Origin of the sequence: Streptomyces humicola (genome assembly GCF_024436035.1) — a bacterium.
GTDB classification, from domain to species: Bacteria; Actinomycetota; Actinomycetes; order Streptomycetales; family Streptomycetaceae; genus Streptantibioticus_B; species Streptantibioticus_B humicola.
The window spans coordinates 1-14,294 of record NZ_JANFNG010000037.1; the positions used below are offsets into that span (position 1 = coordinate 1).

A 14,294-nucleotide genomic window follows, 5' to 3' on the forward strand; every position below is an offset into this window, starting at 1 on the left:
CTCCGGGCTTTCCCTTCGATGTTTCCGACTCTATCAGATTTCTCCGGCCGGAATTTCCCGCCCCAGCGCTCTGCGCACGGGTCTCCGCGGCACTCGTCGAGGCGGTTGTGACAACGTACTTGAGCCGGGTGCCGGATGCAAATCCTGGCACCCGGCCCGGTGACGAACCGTCAGACCTCCACGACCACCGGGAGGATCATCGGTCGGCGACGGTAGGTGTCGGAGACCCACTTGCCCACGACCCTGCGGATGAGCTGCTGAACCTGGTGAGGTTCGGAGACCCCGTCCTGCGCAGACCTGAGCAGGGCCTCCTCGATCTTCGCGGCGACGGGGGCGAACGCTGAGTCCTCGATGCCCGAGCCGCGGGCGTTAATGTTCGGGCCGCCGATGACCTTGCCCGTCGTGCTGTCCACCACGACGAAGACGGAGACGATGCCCTCTTCGCCCAGGATCCGCCGGTCCTTCAGCGAGGTCTCGGTGACATCACCGACCGACAGGCCGTCCACGTAGACATACCCCGCCTGGATCTTGCCGGCGATCTTCGCCATACCGTCGACGAGGTCGACGACGACCCCGTCCTCCGCGATGACCGTGCGCTCCCGCGGGACGCCTGTCAGGATGCCCAGGTCGGCGTTGGCCCTCAGGTGGCGCCATTCCCCGTGTACGGGCATCAGGTTGCGCGGCTTGCAGAGGTTGTAGAAGTACAGCAGTTCGCCGGCCGAGGCGTGGCCGGAGACGTGCACTCGGGCGTTGCCCTTGTGGACAACGTTGGCGCCCCATCGCGTGAGACCGTTGATGACCCGGTACACGGCGTTCTCGTTGCCCGGGATGAGCGACGAGGCGAGGATGACGGTGTCCCCCTCGACGATGCGGATCTGGTGGTCGCGGTTGGCCATGCGCGACAGTGCGGCCATGGGCTCGCCCTGCGAGCCCGTGCAGATCAGGACGATCTCCTCGTCCGGCAGGTCGTCCAGCGTCTTGACGTCGACGACCAGCCCTCCGGGAACCCGCAGATAGCCGAGGTCGCGGGCGATGCCCATGTTCCGGACCATGGAACGGCCGACGAACGCGACCCGCCGCCCGTATTCGTACGCGGCGTCAAGCACCTGCTGGATGCGGTGCACATGGCTGGCGAAGCTGGCGACGATGATGCGCCGCTCGGCCTTGGCGAAGACCTGGCGCAACACCGGCGAGATGTCCCGCTCGTGCGGGATGAACCCGGGCACCTCGGCATTGGTGGAGTCCGAGAGCAGCAGGTCGATGCCTTCCTCGCCGAGCCGGGCGAATGCGGGCAGGTCGGTGAGGCGGCCGTCGAGCGGCAGCTGGTCCATCTTGAAGTCACCGGTGTGCACCACCATGCCGGCCGGGGTGCGGATCGCCACGGCGAGTGCATCCGGGATCGAGTGGTTGACCGCAATGAATTCGCAGTCGAAGGGACCGATGCGCTCCCGCCGCCCTTCCTCCACCTCCAGGGTGTAGGGGCGGATGCGGTGCTCCTGGAGCTTGGCCTCGATCAGGGCCAGGGTCAGCTTGGAGCCGATCAGCGGGATGTCCTCCTTCTCGCGGAGCAGGAAGGGGACGCCTCCGATGTGGTCCTCGTGGCCATGGGTGAGGACGATGCCCTCGATGTCGTCAAGCCGGTCACGGATCGAGGTGAAGTCCGGCAGGATCAGGTCGATTCCGGGCTGCTCCTCCTCGGGGAAGAGCACCCCGCAGTCGACGATCAGCAGCCGGCCGCCGTACTCGAAGACCGTCATGTTGCGGCCGATCTCCCCGAGGCCGCCGAGCGGGGTGACGCGCAGGCCTCCCTCGGGGAGCGCAGGCGGAGCTGCGAGATCAGGATGCGGATGGCTCAAAAGTCTCTCCCTACCACTCGCGCCATACCTCCTGGGCCTTCCATGCGGGACCCCGTGGGTCCGGCATGGGGGGCCGCTTGGAGACATGGCGCGAGCGAATCGTGCTGGTTCTTGGTCCGGTGTTCATTCGTCGATGTTCAGTTGTGAAGTCTGTGCGGCCGCTTTGTGCCCAGCGTCCGGAGCTCGGCCCGCAGCGGTCCGTTGTCAGAGCTGTACCCCGCCGGCGGCGAGATCCTTCTTCAGCTGCTCGGTCTCGTCCTCGGACAGCTCGACAAGCGGCAGGCGCAGGGGCCCGCCGGGCAGTCCCTTCAGGCCGAGTGCGGCCTTGGTGGTGATCACGCCCTGGGTGCGGAACATGCCGGTGTAGACGGGCAGCAGGTGCTGGTGGATCTCGGTGGCCTTGGTGACATCGCCGTTCAGGTAGGCCTCCAGCAGCGCGCGCAGCTCCGGCGCGACCAGGTGGCCCACGACGGAGACGAAACCCACCGCCCCCACTGACAGCAGCGGCAGGTTGAGCATGTCGTCGCCCGAGTACCAGGCAAGGCCGGAGCGGGCGATGGCCCAGCTGGCGCGGCCCAGGTCGCCCTTGGCGTCCTTGTTCGCGACGATCAGCGGATGCTCGGCGAGCCGCACGATGGTCTCGGTCTGGATCGGCACACCACTGCGGCCAGGGATGTCGTAGAGCATCACCGGCAGGCCGGTGGCGTCCGCGATCGCCGTGAAGTGCCGCAGCAGCCCCTCCTGGGTCGGCTTGCTGTAGTACGGCGTGACCGTCAGCAGACCGTGTGCGCCCGCTCGCTCGGCCTGCCGGGCCAGGTGGATGCTGTGCCGGGTGTCGTTGGTGCCGACGCCGGCGACCACGAAGGCCCGGTCACCGACCGCCTCCAGTACCGCCCGCACCAGCTGCTCTTTCTCCGCGTCGCTGGTGGTCGGTGACTCGCCGGTGGTGCCGTTGACGACCAGGCCGTCGTTGCCGGCATCCACCAGATGGGTGGCGAGACGCTGCGCGCCGTCGATGTCGAGAGCGCCGTCCGCTGTGAACGGCGTGACCATTGCGGTCAGCACCCTTCCGAAGGGGGTCTGCGGTGTGGAGGTCGGTGCCATGGGACCAACGCTACTCGTAGGGTCCACCGGGGTGCTCTCTCGGGGACCTGACAGGAGGACCCCGGCGCCGCCTGCTCGGGGGTCCAGACGGCGCCGGGATCCATTTCTGCAGCGTAGATGAACCTCACTAATGCCCGCAATTGGGACACCTTGAACACAGGTTCGGAGGGACCGGGGCTCCGGGAGAACTACGGGGCAACGCGGCCGTTGGCGTTGTACGCGGCGTAGGTGAGCGGCATGAGAGCCGCCCACTCGGCTTCCATCCTCTCGGCCACCATGGCGATCTCGCGCTGCGGGAACGACGGCGTCCTCGCCCGCTCGTCCTGGGTGCGCAGCGACAGGAAGTGCATGAGTGACCGAGCGTTGCACGTCGCATACATGCTGGAGAACAGGCCCACGGGGAGCGTCGCCCGCGCGACCTCACGGGCCACCCCGGCCTCCAGCATCTCGCGGTAGGCCTCGTAGGACTGGCGGTACGACGCCTCCATGGCCTCGGCGACCGTCTTGTGCTGTTCGGGAGTCCCGTGGACGAACTCGTACTTCCCGGGGCGCCCCTGCTGCACCAGCTTGCGGTCCTCGCCAGGGATGTAGAAGACCGGCTGCAGCTCTCGATAGCGGCCGGACTCCTCGTTGTACGACCATCCGACCCTGTGCCGCATGAATTCACGGAAGACGAAGATCGGGGCGCTGACGAAGAAGGTCATCGAGTTGTGCTCGAAGGGGCTGCCGTGCCGGTCGCGCATCAGGAAGTTGATCAGACCCGTCGACCGCTCCGGATCCTTGGTGATCTCCTCCAGGGACTGCTCCCCGGCCGTGGACACGCGGGCGGCCCACAGCACGTCCGAGTCCGAGGCGCTGTGCTTGATCAGCTCGACCGTGACGTCGTCGCGGAACTGGACGGCGGGCTCGGTAGGGGTGTCGGTCACCTGATGTCCTCCCTGTCTGCGCTTGCAGCGACCAGCCTATGCGGTGGCACTGACAACCATGGGAAGCCGCCCAATACGGGCCCCCGGCGGCTAAATCGGTCAACTCGCCTGCTAACTTGGGTGAAAATCACCACACCGGCATGCCGGACGGAAGGAGTACTGAGGGGTGACGTCCATGTTCCGCCGGGGAGAGTCGGTGCCGTTCGCCTTCGTCGCTGAGGCCGACCGATTCCGGAGCAACGTCACACCTCCTCCACGGGAACGGCCGGGCAAGGCCCAGGTGGCAGCGCGGGTGCTCGCCGTGCTCACCGTCGTCGCCGGTCTCGTCGGCGCCGTCGTGCTCGGGACCCCGGCGCTGGAGCAGCGGCCGGCGGACGTCCCGCACCAGCAGGCGGAGAGCGCACAGCACGGCTGAGGCGTTGCGCCTGATGTCCTGCGCGACGCCTCACGTCTCGGCACCGCAAGGCACCGCTGATAGCCTCACCCGTCACAGAACCGCCACATGTGTGAGCTCCGGTGAGCTCCGACGGAGAGGGACGTCGACGCCGTGCCCCTGCCTTTCCTCGCCGACAACGCCGACAACGCCGACCACGCCGGACGCGACGAACACCGACCCGACACCCATGCCCACACCCACAGCCACGCCCGCGGGCGCTATGCCGTTGACGAGCCGTGGCAGCGGCCGTACCGGCCGGGGCCGTGCCGGGTGGCGGGAGCCGCGATGCTGCTCGTACTCGCCTCGTATCTGCTCATCGCCGCGCTGATCGACGCGGCGGCCGGGAGCACGTCGGGGGCGGGTGCGCTGCTGGTGGCGGCTGTGCTCGTGGTCGCCTGGGCGCTGCGGTCGCTGCGCGTGGGGATCTGGGTGAGCGGCCGCGGGCTGCGGCGTACGGGGCTGTTCCGCACCGTCACGGTGGAGTGGCGGCGGGTCGGGCGGGTGCGCACGGCGCAGCAGCCGGTCCGATGGCTCGCGCTGCCGCGGACGGTGCAGGGCCAGGCGCTGGTGATCGAGCGGGTGGACGGCAGGGAACTACCCGCCCTCCTCACCGATCACAACGCCGACTTCCTGGGCCGCGCGGAGAGCTTCGACGTCGCCGCCGACGCGATAGAGGGCTGGGCGGACGCCCTCGGCGGCAGGCGGTGAGCAGGGTCTAGGTGTGCATCTGGGCCCGCACCGGCCTGCCGTCGTGGAGGGCGATGGCGCGCTGCATCGCCTTGCGGGCACGCGGGGTGTCGCGGGCGTCGTAGTACGCGATGGCGAGCCGGAACCAGGCGCGCCAGTCGTCGGGCGTGGCTTCCGCCTCTGCCTTGCGCTTGGCGAACACGGCGTCGGCGGAGTCCCGGTCGATGCGGCCGCTCGGGGTGCGTACCAACTCATCGACGGGCAGGCCGCCCTCGGCTTCGAGCTCCTTGGCGAGGCGGTCCGCGCTGCGCGCGAACTGCGTGGTCTGCCAGAGGAACCAGGCTCCGATGAGCGGCAGGATGAGCACAGCGACGCCGAAGGCGATGGTGACCGGGGTGCCGTGCTCGATGAGCATCACGCCCCGGCTGCCGGCCAGGACGAAGTAGACGACCAGGACGGCGGCCGTGACGAAATACGTGATCTTCGCGCGCACGGTGATCGGCCTCGATCTCAGTCCAGGTCCAGGAAGTGCTCGAGCCCGAAGGTGAGGCCGGGGTGGTCGCCGACTTTTCGGGCGGCGAGCAGGATGCCCGGCATGAAACAACTGTGGTGGAGCGAGTCGTGGCGGATGGTGAGCGTCTCACCGGTGTCGCCGAAGAGCACCTCCTGGTGGGCGAGGAGCCCGCGCAGCCGTACCGCGTGCACCGGGACGCCGTCCACGTCGGCGCCGCGCGCGCCTTCCAGGCCGTGGGTCGTCGGGTCCTGCTGTGGCGGCAGGCCCGCATCGCTGCGGGCGGCTGCGATCAGCTGGGCGGTGCGGGTCGCGGTGCCCGACGGCGCGTCGGCCTTGCCGCGGTGGTGCAGCTCGACGACCTCGACCGACTCGAAGAAGCGGGCCGCCTGCTGGGCGAAGCGCATGGTCAGGACCGCGCCGATGGAGAAGTTCGGGGCGATCAGCACACCGGTGGCAGGCGATGCGTCGAGCCAGCCGCGCAGTGTCGTCAGCCGCTCCTCGGTCCAGCCGGTCGTGCCGACGACACCGTGGATCCCGTTGCGTACGCAGAACTCCAGGTTGCCCATGACCGCGTCGGGGTGGGTGAGCTCGACCGCGACCTGGGCGCCGGCCTCGGTGAGTGTCTCCAGCTTGTCGCCGCGGTCGAGGGCGGCCACGAGCTCCAGGTCGTCGGCGGCCTCCACGGCGCGTACGGCCTCGGAGCCGATACGGCCGGTAGCGCCGATGACGGCCACGCGCAGCTTGCTCATCTCTTCTTCTCGTTCCTCGGTCTCAGGAGTTCCAGGGATCCAGGAGTTCCAGGATTTCAGGGTTTCAGGAGTTCCAGGGTTTCAGGAGACCGCTTCTTCGAGGCGGGGCTCCTGTCGCCGGCCGATCGGGCCGATCGCGGCGAGTGACGGACGCTGCGACAGCACATCACGGGCCACCGCGCGGACGTCGTCCGGGGTGACGGAGGCGATGCGCCCCAGCAGGTCGTCGACCGATATCTGCTCGCCCCAGCACAGCTCACTCTTGCCGATACGGTTCATCAGCGCACCGGTGTCCTCGAGCCCCAGCACGGTCGATCCGGAGAGCTGGCCGACGGCTCGCCGCAGTTCCTCGTCGCTCAGTCCGTTCTCGGCGACGTCGTGGAGCTCGTCGCGGCAGATCTTGAGCACCTCGCCGAGGTGGCCGGGGGCGCACCCCGCGTACACGCCGAACAGGCCGCAGTCCGCGAAGGACGAGGTGTACGAGTAGACCGAGTAGGCCAGGCCGCGCTTCTCGCGCACCTCCTGGAAGAGGCGTGAGCTCATGCCGCCGCCGAGCGCAGTGTTGAGCACGCTGAGCGCCCAGCGCCGGTCGTCGGTGCGCGACATGCCGGGCATGCCGAGCACCACGTGTGCCTGCTCGGTGCGCCGGTCGAGCACCTCGATGCGGCCGGCGCTGCGCAGGGTGCGGGTGCCGGAGCGCGTGGGGGCGGGTGCGGCGTCGGTGTCGTCGCCGAGCATGCCCGCCTGCTCGAAGGCGCGGCGGACCTGGCGTACGACCTTGGTGTGGTCGACGTTTCCGGCGGCGGTGACGAGCAGGTGGGTGGGGTCGTAGTGCTTCTTGTAGAAGCGGGCGAGCTGCGGCTGGGTGAGGGCGTTGATGGTCTCGACGGTGCCGAGGACAGGGCGGCCGAGGGGGGTCGGGCCGAGCACCGCAGTGTCGAACAGCTCGTGCACCAGGTCGCTCGGGTCGTCGTCGGCCATCGCGATCTCTTCGAGGACGACGCCGCGTTCGGCCTCGACGTCCGCAGGGTCGATGAGGGAGCCGGTCAGCATGTCGCTGATGACGTCGATGGCGAGCGGCAGGTCGGAGTCGAGCACGCGTGCGTAGTAGCACGTGTACTCCTTGGCGGTGAAGGCGTTCATGTCGCCGCCGACCGCGTCGATGGCGGAGGAGATCTCCAGTGCGCTGCGCCGTGCGGTGCCCTTGAAGAGCAGGTGCTCCAGGTAGTGCGTGGCTCCGTTGAGAACCGGGGTCTCGTCGCGGGAGCCCACGTGGGCCCAGATGCCGAAGGTCACCGAGCGCAGGCTCGGCATCGTCTCGGTGATCACTCTCAGGCCGCCGGGCAGCACGGTCTTGCGGATCGTGCCGGCGCCGCCGGCGCCCTTGATCAGCGTTCTGGTGAGGGCCTTGGTACGGGGGACGGCCCGCCCCTCCGAAGAAGTGCGGGCCGTCTTCCGGTGCGTACGGGACGTCACTTCGAGGTCTCTGCCTCGGTCTCGTCAGCCGCAGCAGCGGTGTCGGCCTTGTCGGCCTTGTCGCCGCCCTCGGCCTCCTCTTCGATGACGGGGATGAGCGAGAGCTTGCCGCGCTGGTCGATCTCGGCGATCTCGACCTGGACCTTGGCGCCGACCTTGAGCACGTCCTCGACGTTCTCCACGCGCTTGCCGCCGGCGAGCTTGCGGATCTGCGAGATGTGCAGCAGGCCGTCCTTGCCCGGCATGAGCGAGACGAACGCGCCGAAGGTGGTGGTCTTGACTACCGTGCCCAGGTAGCGCTCGCCGACCTCGGGCATCGTCGGGTTGGCGATGCCGTTGATGGTGGCGCGCGCGGCCTCGGCGGCCGCGCCCTCGGCGGCGCCGATCAGCACGGTGCCGTCGTCCTCGATGGCGATCTCGGCGCCGGTGTCCTCCTGGATCTGGTTGATCATCTTGCCCTTGGGGCCGATGACCTCGCCGATCTTGTCGACCGGGATCTTGATGGAGATGATCCGCGGGGCGTGCGGGGACATCTCGTCCGGCACGTCGATGGCCTCGCTCATCACGTCGAGGATGTGGAGCCGGGCGTCACGGGCCTGCTTCAGCGCGGCGGCGAGCACGGAGGCGGGGATGCCGTCGAGCTTGGTGTCGAGCTGGAGCGCGGTCACGAAGTTGCGGGTGCCCGCGACCTTGAAGTCCATGTCGCCGAACGCGTCCTCGGCACCGAGGATGTCGGTGAGCGTGACGTAGTGCGTCTGGCCGTCGATCTCCTGGGAGATCAGGCCCATGGCGATGCCCGCGACCGGGGCCTTGAGCGGCACACCGGCGTTCATCAGCGACATCGTCGAGGCACAGACCGAGCCCATCGACGTAGAACCGTTGGAGCCGATCGCCTCGGAGACCTGGCGGATCGCGTACGGGAACTCCTCGCGCGTGGGCAGCACCGGGATGAGCGCCCGCTCGGCCAGCGCCCCGTGGCCGATCTCGCGGCGCTTGGGGGAGCCGACACGGCCGGTCTCACCGGTGGAGTACGGCGGGAAGTTGTAGTTGTGCATGTAGCGCTTGCGCGTCTCGGGCGAGAGCGTGTCCAGCTGCTGCTCCATGCGCAGCATGTTCAGCGTGGTGACGCCGAGGATCTGGGTCTCGCCGCGCTCGAAGAGTGCGGAGCCGTGGACCCGCGGGACGACCTCGACCTCGGCGGAGAGGGTGCGGATGTCGGTGACACCGCGGCCGTCGATGCGGACCTTGTCCTTGATGACGCGCTCGCGGACCAGCTTCTTGGTCAGCGCGCGGTATGCGGCCGAGATCTCCTTCTCGCGCCCTTCGAACTGCGGGAGCAGCTTCTCGGCGGCGACGCTCTTGACGCGGTCGAGCTCGTTCTCGCGCTCCTGCTTGCCCGCGATGGTCAGCGCCTGGGCGAGCTCGTCGCGTACCGCCTCGGTGAGCGCTTCCAGGACGTCGTCCTGGAAGTCCAGGTAGACCGGGAACTCGCCGGTCGGCTTGGCGGCCTTGGCGGCGAGGTCGGACTGGGCCTTGCACAGGGCCTTGATGAAGGGCTTGGAGGCTTCGAGGCCGGCGGCCACGATCTCCTCGGTGGGCGCCTCGGCGCCGCCCTCGACGAGCTTGATGGTCTTTTCGGTGGCCTCGGCCTCGACCATCATGATCGCCACATCACCGTCCTCGAGGACACGGCCTGCGACGACCATGTCGAACACGGCCTCCTCGAGCTCGCTGTGGGTCGGGAACGCCACCCACTGGCCGCGGATCAGCGCGACGCGCACGCCGCCGATCGGACCGGAGAACGGCAGGCCCGCGAGCTGCGTCGAGGCGGAGGCGGCGTTGATGGCGACCACGTCATAGAGGTGGTCGGGGTTGAGTGCCATGACGGTGGCGACGACCTGGATCTCGTTGCGCAGGCCCTTGGCGAAGGACGGGCGCAGCGGGCGGTCGATGAGCCGGCAGGTGAGGATCGCGTCCTCGGAGGGCCGGCCCTCGCGGCGGAAGAACGAGCCGGGGATGCGTCCGGCCGCGTACATCCGCTCCTCGACGTCCACCGTCAGCGGGAAGAAGTCGAGCTGGTCCTTGGGGTGCTTCGAGGCAGTGGTGGCCGACAGGACCATGGTCTCGTCGTCCAGGTAGGCCACGGCGGAGCCGGCGGCCTGGCGGGCCAGGCGGCCCGTCTCGAAGCGGATGGTACGGCTGCCGAAGGAACCGTTGTCGATCACGGCTTCGGCGTAGTGGGTCTCGTTCTCCACCAGGAATATCTCCTCGTCCATGCCACCGGCTCTGCCGGTGGCCTGCTGCGGTGGAGCGCCGCCTGCCGAACTGGGCGGGCCCGGCCGGGCCGGTCTTCGATCGAAGCCACCGGGGTACCGCGGATCGCGCTTCCCGGGGGCCACTACCGAGGACCGGCGCCTATGGCGCCTACGGCGCCGACTCGGCGGTCGGCGGGCGCTCCATCATCTGAGCGTTGTGCTTGGTGCTTGTGAAGTTGTGTCGCTGCCAGACTACAAAGGTTGCGGGCCGGCGACGATCGCGAAGGGCAAGTACGGCAAAGGGAGCGGCTCCCTCAGTGGGAACCGCTCCCTTCACGGCGTCTTACTTGGCGCCCGCGGCGCCGCGGCGGATGCCGAGCTCGTCCACGAGAGCGCGGAAGCGCTGGATGTCCTTCTTGGCCAGGTACTGCAGCATGCGGCGGCGCTGGCCGACCAGGATCAGCAGACCACGGCGGGAGTGGTGGTCGTGCTTGTGGCTCTTCAGGTGCTCGGTCAGGCCAGTGATGCGGTGCGTGAGCAGCGCGACCTGGACCTCGGGGGAGCCGGTGTCGCCCGGCTTCGTGCCGTACTTCTCAATGATCTGCTTCTTTGCGGCGGCGTCGATCGACACGCTGGCTCCTTGGGGGATTCTCGCCCGCGAGCGCCCCTGGTCTTCTTCTCAGGGGGTCTTCCGTTACTCGGGAGGCGGGGCCGCGTGCTGCGTGGTTGCCACGTGGACGTGATGTGCCACATGGATGCCACACGGATGCAGACACTCGGCCGTCACCCAGGGTACCAGCCGTCAGCCGGAGGTCAGCGCGCGGGCGGCGGCGTAGACGCCGAGGGCTCCGAGACGGAGCGGGACCGGGCAGAGCAGTACGGCTGCCTCGGCCACCTCCAAGGCACGGGACCACGGCGGCGTGACGTTCCTTCCGGGAAGCATCACCGCGACGGTGGTGAGCAGCGCGGCTCCCGTGGTGAGCGCGGCGGCCAGCCAGACGGTACCGGCTCCGCCGGGGGCTACCGACCGAGGGCGCCGCCGGACAGCAGCAGGCAGAGGGACACAGTCCCGGCGCCGAGCAGACAGGCGATCTGCGCGGTGTGCGGGAAGAGGCGGGCGCGCAGCACGGCGGCCGCCGCCGTGGCGAGGGCGAGCCATCGCTCCCAGCCGGAGCGCGAAAAGCCGGGCAACGACCGTGCAGCATCCGCCGACGAGCCCGGGCAGCAGCTCGTGGGCGCGGCGTGGCCTGGCGGCGGTGCGGGCCTCTCTGACGGGGAGCGGGGCCGCGCGGCGGCCGGTGGTCTTCACCGCCGGCCGGGTGCCGGGGTAGGCGCCGGGGTCGGATCAGGTCAGGTCAGGTCGAACTCGCCGTCCCGGGCGCCGAGGACGAATGCGCGCCACTCGGCTTCGGTGTAGCGCAGCACCGTGCCGGGGTCGGCGGAGTTGCGCATGGCCACCGCGCCGCCGGGCAGGTGGGCGATCTCGACGCGCTCCTCGGAGGTGTCGCCTGGGGCGCTCAGCCACTCGACGTCGGAGATGTCGAGGGCGTAGAGCTCCGCCTTCTCGTCTGCCTTCTCACGGGCGTCTGCCATGGGTCCACGTCCCTTCGTCACGGCGGCCGCGGGCCACCGGCCCGCCAGGATCACCGTACCGCCCGTGGCCGCCCGATCAGGTCACTCGTATGGAGGATGCGGCGCCTCGCGGGCGGTGGCCGGGATGCGTCCCCCGAGTGGGCTGCACCCGTTGACGGTGCACCAGATGCGGGTTACTCAGGCCTTGAGGGTGTGCGCCCGTTCCCCGTCGAAGGGATTGTCGTGAGACGACGGCTGTCGCGTTGTGCGGTCTCGATGGTGCTCATCCTCGGAGCCGCGACGGGGGCGGGCACGGCCGCCGCTTCCGCTTCTTCGCCCGTACCCGCCTCCGTGGCCGCCTCGGCGAGACCGCTGGGTGACGTGGTGCCCGCTCCGGCGTCCGTACGGCCGGACGGCGCCGCGTACACGATCGGATCCCGCACTCGGATCCACGCGCCGTCGCGCTCCGCCGTGGGCGTGGCCGACTACCTCGCCCGTCTGCTGCGGCCGTCGACCGGATACGCCCTGCCGGTCTCCCGGCGGTCCGGGCGCGGCGGGATCGCCCTGCGGCTCGACGGCCCGCAGTGGCTGGGCAGCGAGGGCTATCAGCTTCAGGTACGCGGCAGCGGCATTGTCGTCCGAGCGCACGCGGCCGCCGGGCTCTTCCACGGGGTGCAGACGCTGCGGCAGTTGCTGCCCGCCTCGGTCGAGCGCAGGACGCGGCAGCCCGGGCCGTGGACGGTCGCGGGCGGCACGATCACCGACACACCGCGCTACGGCTACCGCGGTGCGATGCTCGATGTGGCACGGCACTTCTTCACCGTCGCCCAAGTCGAGCGCTATATCGACGAGATAGCGCTGTACAAGATCAACCGGCTGCACCTGCACCTATCGGACGACCAGGGGTGGCGAATAGCGATCGACTCCTGGCCGCGTCTTGCGCGGTACGGCGGCTCCACGGAGGTGGGCGGCGGCCCCGGCGGGTACTACAGCAAGGCACAGTACGAACAGATCGTGCGGTATGCGGCGAGCCGCTACATCACCGTCGTCCCGGAGGTCGACATGCCGGCGCACACCAACGCGGCACTGGCCTCGTACGCCGAGTTGAACTGCGACGGCAAGGCGCCTCCGCTCTACACCGGGACCAACGTCGGGTTCAGCTCGCTGTGCGTGCGGAAGGCCGTCACGTACGCGTTCGTCAGCGATGTGCTGCGGGAGGTCGCGGCGCTCACGCCCGGGCCGTATCTGCACATCGGCGGTGACGAGGCCCATTCGACGAGCGCGGCGGACTACGCGGCGTTCATGGATCGCGTACAGCCGCTCGTCGGCAGGTACGGCAAGACGGTGGTGGCCTGGCACGAGATCACCGACGCGAACCCGGTGCCGGGGGCGATCGCGCAGTACTGGGGGACGACCGGGAACGAGGCGAGCGTCATCGCCGCCGCGAGGGCCGGGACGCGGTTGGTCATGTCACCGGCCAATCACGCTTATCTGGACATGAAGTACAACCCGTCGACGAAGCTCGGGCTGAGCTGGGCCGGGTACACGGAGGTGAAGGACGCCTACGACTGGGATCCCGCGACCTTCCTGTCCGGCGCGCCCGCTTCCGCCGTCATCGGTGTGGAGGCGCCGCTGTGGTCGGAGACGGTCGTGACCGGCGACGACATCGACTACATGGCGTTCCCGCGGCTGCCCGCCATCGCGGAGCTCGGCTGGTCGCCCGCCGCGACACACGACTGGGAAGGGTTCAGCGAACGGCTGGCGGCGCAGGGGCCGCGCTGGGACGCGATGGGCATCGACTACTACCACTCGCCGCAGGTGCCGTGGCCCGCCGCTGGATAGAGTTCCGGCCATGTCGGGGATTCGCCGCGTACGGCGGCCCCTCGCACAAGCCGAGGATCGAAGTCGGCCCGACAACGCCCTGGAACCACAACGGCATCCAGCGCTACACGGCAACCGCCCATGTCACCGTCACCTACTGGCCGAGCTCATGCGTCCCGCCCTCCGCTGTCGTGCACAGCATCGCCCAGCGGCTGAAGGACGGAACCGTGCACGAGTGGGTGATCCATGCGGACCAGCGGGTTCGGGGGCACTGACGGAGGCTCAGATCGAGAAGATTACGAGCACAGTCCGGCCGTCCCGCAGCTGACCGCCTCGCCGCCGTTCACCGGCGGCTCCTCCCGTCCCGTACGGCGACGGCCCCGCCCACGACCACGGCGAGCAGGACGGCCGCGCCGACGACGCTGCGACCACGCGTCGGAAACGGGGACGGGCTGCGCATGGCCGTAGCCGAGGCGGAACTGCGCGTCGTCGGTTCCGGCCGAGGCGGGAAGGGCGTATCGCAGGCCGGTGTCGGTGACGAGGCCGATCTGCCCGTCGGCGGTGTCGCGGTACGCGGGCGGCAGACCGCGCCGCGGCGCCGACGGTCGGCGACGCCGCACGTAGAGCACCTGGCCGTCGTGGAGCCGGCCGCGCGGAAGCCGCCCGGCGTTGTCGGACCGGCCCTCTACTGTGCCGGTAGGCGATGAGGATGTGCCGCCCGGGTGCGGTGCGCGGATGTCGGGCAGGGGGCGGGCCTGACATACCAGGGGCATGCACGATTAGGCTGTACTTCGGAGCGGCAGGAGGACAGCAAGGGTGTTCCGACCGGGCTCCGCGGGCCCCGTGAACGAGGGGATTCGGGGCCGGCCGGGCGGACTGCCGCGGCACAGGGGGAGGT

Annotated in this window: 16 protein-coding genes; 4 read left to right on the plus strand and 12 right to left on the minus strand. The window is 69.6% G+C overall.

Features of this window, described 5'->3' with window-relative positions; genetic code table 11:
- Nucleotides 1–170: 170 nt before the first annotated feature.
- The 3 genes from NGB36_RS29280 to thyX form a co-directional block, all read right to left on the minus strand.
- Nucleotides 171–1,856 carry a ribonuclease J gene (locus tag NGB36_RS29280; RefSeq protein ID WP_255923595.1) on the minus strand — a complete coding sequence of 562 codons (1,686 nt, stop codon included), beginning with the start codon at nt 1,854–1,856 and terminating at the stop codon, nt 171–173.
- 204 nt (nt 1,857–2,060) lie between these two features.
- Nucleotides 2,061–2,960, minus strand: coding sequence for a 4-hydroxy-tetrahydrodipicolinate synthase (gene dapA, locus NGB36_RS29285; protein WP_255923596.1), 900 nt, complete (start codon nt 2,958–2,960; stop codon nt 2,061–2,063).
- A gap of 188 nt (nt 2,961–3,148) precedes the next feature.
- Nucleotides 3,149–3,886, minus strand: a complete 738-nt coding sequence (thyX, locus tag NGB36_RS29290; RefSeq protein WP_255923597.1) for an FAD-dependent thymidylate synthase — start codon at nt 3,884–3,886, stop codon at nt 3,149–3,151.
- A gap of 175 nt (nt 3,887–4,061) precedes the next feature.
- On the opposite strand from thyX, the gene NGB36_RS29295 reads away from it, so the two are divergent.
- Nucleotides 4,062–4,301: a hypothetical protein gene (locus NGB36_RS29295; RefSeq protein ID WP_255923636.1), complete on the plus strand. Its 240-nt coding sequence runs from the start codon at nt 4,062–4,064 to the stop codon at nt 4,299–4,301.
- Between the two features lie 132 nt (nt 4,302–4,433).
- Nucleotides 4,434–5,030 (plus strand): SCO5741 family PH domain-containing membrane protein, encoded by a 597-nt coding sequence (locus NGB36_RS29300; RefSeq protein ID WP_255923598.1) that lies wholly within the window; start codon nt 4,434–4,436, stop codon nt 5,028–5,030.
- 7 nt (nt 5,031–5,037) lie between these two features.
- On the opposite strand, the gene NGB36_RS29305 is transcribed toward NGB36_RS29300, so the two are convergent.
- The 8 genes from NGB36_RS29305 to NGB36_RS29340 form a co-directional block, all read right to left on the minus strand.
- Nucleotides 5,038–5,502 (minus strand): tetratricopeptide repeat protein, encoded by a 465-nt coding sequence (locus tag NGB36_RS29305; protein ID WP_255923599.1) that lies wholly within the window; start codon nt 5,500–5,502, stop codon nt 5,038–5,040.
- A gap of 17 nt (nt 5,503–5,519) precedes the next feature.
- Nucleotides 5,520–6,272 carry a 4-hydroxy-tetrahydrodipicolinate reductase gene (gene dapB, locus NGB36_RS29310; RefSeq protein ID WP_255923600.1) on the minus strand — a complete coding sequence of 251 codons (753 nt, stop codon included), beginning with the start codon at nt 6,270–6,272 and terminating at the stop codon, nt 5,520–5,522.
- 81 nt (nt 6,273–6,353) lie between these two features.
- Complete coding sequence (locus NGB36_RS29315; RefSeq protein ID WP_255923601.1) at nt 6,354–7,748, minus strand: M16 family metallopeptidase; 1,395 nt, start codon at nt 7,746–7,748, stop codon at nt 6,354–6,356.
- Nucleotides 7,745–10,003: a polyribonucleotide nucleotidyltransferase gene (locus NGB36_RS29320; protein ID WP_255923637.1), complete on the minus strand. Its 2,259-nt coding sequence runs from the start codon at nt 10,001–10,003 to the stop codon at nt 7,745–7,747. The genes NGB36_RS29315 and NGB36_RS29320 overlap by 4 nt, the downstream gene beginning before the upstream one ends.
- Nucleotides 10,004–10,346: 343 nt before the next feature.
- Nucleotides 10,347–10,634 carry a 30S ribosomal protein S15 gene (gene rpsO, locus NGB36_RS29325; protein ID WP_255923602.1) on the minus strand — a complete coding sequence of 96 codons (288 nt, stop codon included), beginning with the start codon at nt 10,632–10,634 and terminating at the stop codon, nt 10,347–10,349.
- Between the two features lie 171 nt (nt 10,635–10,805).
- Complete coding sequence (locus NGB36_RS29330) at nt 10,806–11,090, minus strand: hypothetical protein (RefSeq protein WP_255923638.1); 285 nt, start codon at nt 11,088–11,090, stop codon at nt 10,806–10,808.
- The gene (locus NGB36_RS34095; protein ID WP_255923642.1) at nt 11,024–11,194 is read right to left on the minus strand and encodes a hypothetical protein; all 171 of its coding nucleotides are present in this window, start codon (nt 11,192–11,194) and stop codon (nt 11,024–11,026) included. The genes NGB36_RS29330 and NGB36_RS34095 overlap by 67 nt, the downstream gene beginning before the upstream one ends.
- Nucleotides 11,195–11,353: 159 nt before the next feature.
- Entirely contained in the window at nt 11,354–11,596 is a 243-nt protein-coding gene (locus NGB36_RS29340) for a DUF397 domain-containing protein (protein WP_255923603.1), read from the minus strand.
- Nucleotides 11,597–11,818: 222 nt separating this feature from the next.
- Here NGB36_RS29340 and NGB36_RS29345 point away from each other — a divergent pair, with 222 nt between their 5' ends.
- Together NGB36_RS29345 and NGB36_RS29350 are read left to right on the plus strand one after the other, a co-directional pair.
- Complete coding sequence (locus tag NGB36_RS29345) at nt 11,819–13,417, plus strand: beta-N-acetylhexosaminidase (protein ID WP_372509560.1); 1,599 nt, start codon at nt 11,819–11,821, stop codon at nt 13,415–13,417.
- The gene (locus NGB36_RS29350; protein WP_255923604.1) at nt 13,399–13,671 is read left to right on the plus strand and encodes a DUF8017 domain-containing protein; all 273 of its coding nucleotides are present in this window, start codon (nt 13,399–13,401) and stop codon (nt 13,669–13,671) included. The genes NGB36_RS29345 and NGB36_RS29350 overlap by 19 nt, the downstream gene beginning before the upstream one ends.
- Nucleotides 13,672–13,692: 21 nt before the next feature.
- On the opposite strand, the gene NGB36_RS29355 is transcribed toward NGB36_RS29350, so the two are convergent.
- Nucleotides 13,693–14,169, minus strand: a complete 477-nt coding sequence (locus tag NGB36_RS29355; protein ID WP_255923605.1) for a hypothetical protein — start codon at nt 14,167–14,169, stop codon at nt 13,693–13,695.
- Nucleotides 14,170–14,294 lie beyond the last annotated feature (125 nt).

What these genes read in the sequence shown, in the direction of transcription:
- NGB36_RS29295 (WP_255923636.1), top strand. Translation starts at nt 4,062, where the DNA reads ATGTTCCGCCGGGGAGAGTCGGTGCCGTTCGCCTTCGTCGCTGAGGCC.
- dapA (WP_255923596.1), bottom strand. Translation starts at nt 2,960, where the DNA reads ATGGCACCGACCTCCACACCGCAGACCCCCTTCGGAAGGGTGCTGACC.
- NGB36_RS29355 (WP_255923605.1), bottom strand. Translation starts at nt 14,169, where the DNA reads ATGCCCCTGGTATGTCAGGCCCGCCCCCTGCCCGACATCCGCGCACCG.
- NGB36_RS29340 (WP_255923603.1), bottom strand. Translation starts at nt 11,596, where the DNA reads ATGGCAGACGCCCGTGAGAAGGCAGACGAGAAGGCGGAGCTCTACGCC.
- dapB (WP_255923600.1), bottom strand. Translation starts at nt 6,272, where the DNA reads ATGAGCAAGCTGCGCGTGGCCGTCATCGGCGCTACCGGCCGTATCGGC.